Source organism: Actinomycetota bacterium (genome assembly GCA_013152275.1).
In the GTDB taxonomy this organism is placed as follows: domain Bacteria; phylum Actinomycetota; class Acidimicrobiia; order Spongiisociales; family UBA4744; genus BMS3Bbin01.
In genome coordinates this window covers 1-4,625 of record JAADGS010000085.1, presented here as the reverse complement: position 1 = coordinate 4,625, position 4,625 = coordinate 1, and the positions used below count along the sequence as shown (strand labels likewise).

Annotated in this window: 5 protein-coding genes and 1 pseudogene; 2 read left to right on the top strand and 4 right to left on the bottom strand. The window is 62.7% G+C overall.

The genetic code is table 11. The features are described from left to right. The 4 genes and pseudogenes from GXP34_13255 to GXP34_13240 form a co-directional block, all read right to left on the bottom strand. A pseudogene (locus GXP34_13255) lies at positions 1-741 on the bottom strand (IS256 family transposase). Positions 742-973: 232 nt separating this feature from the next. After that, a complete protein-coding gene (locus GXP34_13250) occupies positions 974-1,777 on the bottom strand; it encodes a hypothetical protein (GenBank protein ID NOY56932.1) in 804 nt (267 codons plus the stop codon). Continuing rightward, on the bottom strand, positions 1,774-2,547 hold the full coding sequence (locus GXP34_13245; GenBank protein ID NOY56931.1) for a hypothetical protein: 774 nt from the start codon (positions 2,545-2,547) through the stop codon (positions 1,774-1,776). The genes GXP34_13250 and GXP34_13245 overlap by 4 nt, the downstream gene beginning before the upstream one ends. 7 nt (positions 2,548-2,554) lie before the next feature. After that, positions 2,555-2,866, bottom strand: a complete 312-nt coding sequence (locus GXP34_13240) for a hypothetical protein (GenBank protein ID NOY56930.1) — start codon at positions 2,864-2,866, stop codon at positions 2,555-2,557. Between the two features lie 87 nt (positions 2,867-2,953). Between GXP34_13240 and GXP34_13235 the strand changes: the two genes are divergently transcribed. Next, entirely contained in the window at positions 2,954-3,955 is a 1,002-nt protein-coding gene (locus tag GXP34_13235; GenBank protein NOY56929.1) for a hypothetical protein, read from the top strand. A gap of 180 nt (positions 3,956-4,135) precedes the next feature. Further along, positions 4,136-4,625: hypothetical protein (locus GXP34_13230; protein ID NOY56928.1), on the top strand; the 490-nt coding region annotated here is incomplete at its 3' end.

The window sequence follows — 4,625 nt, the reverse complement described above, 5'->3', positions numbered from 1 at the left end:
CCGTCGCATGCGACGATGCAGAGGTCTTCGATCCCGCGGTTCCTGGGTCTCGGTGAGGACCTGGAGCCAAGACTTGGCGCCTTCACCACCGTTCCCGACCCAGAGTCCCAGAATGTCCCGTTCGCCGTCCACAGTGACCCCGATAGCGGTGTACACGGGACGATTGGTGACCTGCCCGTCGCGGATCTTGACCACCATCGTGTCGATGAAGATCACCGGATAGACCCGGTCGAGGGGCCGGTTCTGCCAGTCGCTCATCTCGGCGAGCATCTTGTCGGTGATCGGCGAGATGGTGTCCTTGGACACGTCAGCACCGTACACCTCTGCCATATGGGCCGAGACTTCACCGGTGGTGAGACCCTTTGCGGTGAGGGAGATCACCATCTCATCGACACCCGAGAGGCGCCGTTGCCGCTTCTTGACGATCTGCGGCTCGAAACTCCCGTCCCGATCGCGGGGCACCTCAATGGCAACCGGTCCCACATCGGTGAGCACCCTCTTCGAGCGTGTGCCGTTACGCGAGTTCGAACCTCGCTCGCGCCCGGCCGGGTCGTGTTTGTCGTAGCCGAGATGCTCAGACATCTCGGCGTCCAAACCAGCCTCGAGCACGTTCTTCGTCAAACCCGTCAGCAACCCGCCAGGGCCAACAAGATCCACACCCTCATCGCGGGCACGCTCCACAAACTCCTCAGCGAGCTGTTTGTCCTCCGGCGTTCTCACCGCCGGCTTCGTAGCTTCCATTACTGCCTGTCCTTTCCGCTAACCCAAAGCCGGGTCAGCATCTCAGACCAACAGGCAGATACACCGTATTTCTGACACTCCCGTTCCAGGCCGGGCGGCGGATGATCCGGGTCGGCGAAACCGACCATCTCTTGATACGGAAGGTCCGCGTACGGGTACCGGTTGCGTCCCGACGACTCGACGAAAGCGTCGACCCTCGGCGGCTCCACTGCCAGGCGGTGTCTGCGCCGCGTCATGGGGCCGGGGTGATGGGATCACCAGGGTCCCATGCTCCAAACCCGCCGACGGGACCCCAGGGACACACCTGGTCGAGACGACGTACCGTCGCGGTATCGAGTTCCCAGTACGGGCTGTCCGGCGGAAGCGGTTGGACGCCGGCGATGAACTCGTCGAGGGTCAGCCGGGGACCCAGGTCGATGCCGGTCTGGTGCTCGATGCAGTCTGCGTGTGCCAACTCATACTCGTACGCCTCCTGCCACATCGCCGGGGTCCAGTCTTTCTGACGTAGCGACGGCAGGTGCAACCCTTCGTCGCAGGCGATGTACACCGCCATCCCCACCTGTGAGAGCCGGTCGGCCAGGTTGCCCCAGTTGAAGTCTCCTGTGTCGGCGATCAGTTGCGCGAACCGCGGGTCGACGTCTGACAGGCACCGCAACACCAGCCGTTGCCTCACCTTCGGGTCCATGTCGAATCGCTCCTGCAACGTCATGTCCGAGAAGTCGCCGTACCCTTCGATCGGTTCGAGCAGCAGAGGCTTGCCGTTCACATCGACCGGACCGATGTAGGCGCCTTCGGGATCCAGCAACCCCCACTCCTCCTCCAACTCGACCAGCCCTCCGGTGATCCTCACCACACCATGCACACCCGCCAAGGACGGATCCCCTGGCACCGTCGACGTGATAGCCGGCCGGATCGTCGTCGGCAGGCCCGTCGACGCGGGTGTCGACGACACGTCCCCAGCGCCTCCACCAGTGGACGCACAGCCGGCCACCACCAGCACGAACACCGCCAGCCCGGCAACCCGCCGGCTACTCATGGCATCGGAACGATCGGGTCGCCAGGCTCCCAGGCGCCGTACCCGCCCACCGGGTTCTGCGGACACGCCCGGTTCAGTGATACCCAGTCGTCGAGCCCGACCGACAGGCCATCGTACGGGTTCCAGTTGCCCTGCGAATCCATGTAGGCATCCAGCGACGGTGGGTCCGCGACCGAGTACCCCTGCGCCTCCAAACACCCCGCCAGCGCCACCATGTACGCGTACATCTTCTCCAATTGCACGGTAGAAAGCGGCGCCGGCTCACGGATATGCAAACCGTGCTCACAGGCGAGCACGATGGCGAACGCAAGCTGATTCTGTTCCGAAGGCACCGCCCCGAACCCGACCCCACCATCCGGGTCGAGCGTCACTGTGAACCCATGATCATTCACACACGCGACGACCAGTCGAGTCGTCTCATAGGTGTCAACATCGAACCGGTCCAGATCCGAGAAATCCCCATACCCCTCGATCGGTTCGAACAGCAGCGGGTCCCCGTTCTCATCCGTCGGGCCCACGTACTCCCCGTCGGGCGACACGAGTCCGTACTCGGTGGCAAGCGCCCACGGATCCTTCGCAGGCACCAGACCGTCCGAAACACCCGAGGCACCCGGGGAAACCGTGGCGGAAACGGCCGTCGACGTGCCCACGGACGCTGTCGAGGTGCCCGTCTGCTGCGGCGCAGGGACGCCTCCGGCCGAACATCCAGCCACCAACAACCCCACAGCCGCAGCCGCCGCGGTACCACGAAACCCGGCCTCGGACCTCATACTCTGGTCACTCGCCCCAACAGTACGCGTACGTCTCCGCAGTGTGCACCGTGCCCTCGAGGCTCAACACCCTCCACGAGTTGGGTCCGTACACCTGCGATGCCCAGGTGTGAGTGACTGGGCTTGCACCGTCGTACCAAACCTTGACTGTCGATCCACTTGGCACCTGAATGTAGGCAGTCTGTGTTGTCCTCGAATGCACCGCTATCTTGTTCGTGCACGACACTCTGCCGCTCTCCGACCCGTACGCCCACGCCGGCCCCGCAGCAAGCACCACCAACAGTGCCATCGCCAGTACGACGATCATGAACCGCTTCATGATCTCTCCGTTTTTTTCTTGCCCGGTCGTTCACCGGCCTCTCATCTGTGTATTTGCCGGTCGAGTGGTTTCGGTTCCGGGTTCGGGATGGTTTGTTTTCGCGACCTGGCTGTGGGTGCCGGTGTGTGGGGTCCGTGCTGTTTCGCTGCAAACGGTGAGCTGTTGGCGATCGTCGACACGAACAACGGACGGCTGTTGCTCGCTGACGGCGACTCGTTCTCGGAGGCCGCCCTTCCGATCCCCCGCGTGCTCGACATCGACGTCTACGACGGCGGGATCACTCTTGTCGGGATATTCAGCCACCCGGGCGGGCCGAGTCGCCCCAAGCTGCAAGACCTCCAGTTCGCACAGGTCGACTCAGCGGACAACCTCGTTGCGCCACCGGTTCAGCGCGACGACCTGGACATCGTCTACGGGGGTTCCAGCCGTGATGGCAACGGTTCCTTCTGGATCAACGTGGCCCCTCTCGAGCCTCGCAACGCACCTCCTGTGTGGTTGGAAGATGTCGGCGAGGGATCCCTTCGGGACCGGCCGCTTTCGAACGGCAGCCTTCTTTCGACCTCCTTCGATCAGGACGGCACAGCAACCATCGTCCATCTGGCTCCCGACGGGACGGAGCTCACCAGATGGGAACTGACCTCGGGGTCGCCTCTTCAACTGTCAGAGGTCGCTGTCGACGGACCGGAGCTGGTCGCGGCCTTGACCGAAGCGTCACAGGTTGCCGAGAGTGGACTCAAACACCGCGTTGTTCGTCTTACGCCGTCGACCGTGACGCTCTTGCTCAGTCTGGAGGCGGTTACCGAGCCCTACGTGGAACCCAGTGGGTCATTCGAGTGGGGCGCCGCTACCGACACCCTTGTTCGACTTCTGCCCGACAGGGCCGGCGTATCGGTCGTGACCTATGACACATCCCAATGTACGACGCTACCTATGGCGAGTCCTGAGACAGGTTCCCGGCCGTTGGGCCGCGGCTGGGCCGCGAGAGGTCGAGAATCGATGGGAAACAACGAGAACCGTTCAGAAGCAAAACGTAGCCACCACAAGGGGTTTCGGCGATTCACAAGGGGTATCGCGCTCCTGCCGCATTGACTACGGATCAGAAGGTTGGGGGTTCGAGTCCCTCCGGGCGTGCTGCGGAAACTCTTGGTCAACAAGGGGATGGCGTGCCACGTCAGGGTGATCGCATTGCCGGACATGCGCTCGGGTGATCGCTGGTATCGTGGTCGTCGTACCGGGTGCGTGTTCAAACGATAGGAAGGTCGACTCCGCATGAGCGAGGAGCGCGAAGCGACCCGGTTTGCGATGTATGCGGCGGCGGCCATGGCTGCGATCACGACGGTTACCTTCGGCATGGCTCTGTTTGCCGTTCCGATCTCTGGATCGAACTGTCCAAGCGATTGCATCGAGTACCCCTATCTCGATACGCTCGACCGGTTTCCTCGTGACTACGTGTGGATGTACTTCGCGATCGGGCTGGTCGTCATCTACCTAATCTTCACAACATCGCTCAACAACCTTCGTACGCGAACAGGCTCGGCGATTGCCGGTCAGGTCGCAGTCGGCTTGGCGGTCGCCGTCGTGGCTGTGCTCGTACCTACCTACTTCGTCCAGTTCTCCGTCGTACCTTCCAGTCTCTCTGCCGGACAGACGGAGGGCATCTCCCTACTGACGCAGTACAACCCCCAAGGGCTCTTCATAGCGCTCGAGGAGATCGGGTTCCTGCTCATGAGCTTCTCTTTCCTCTTTCTGATTCCGTTGA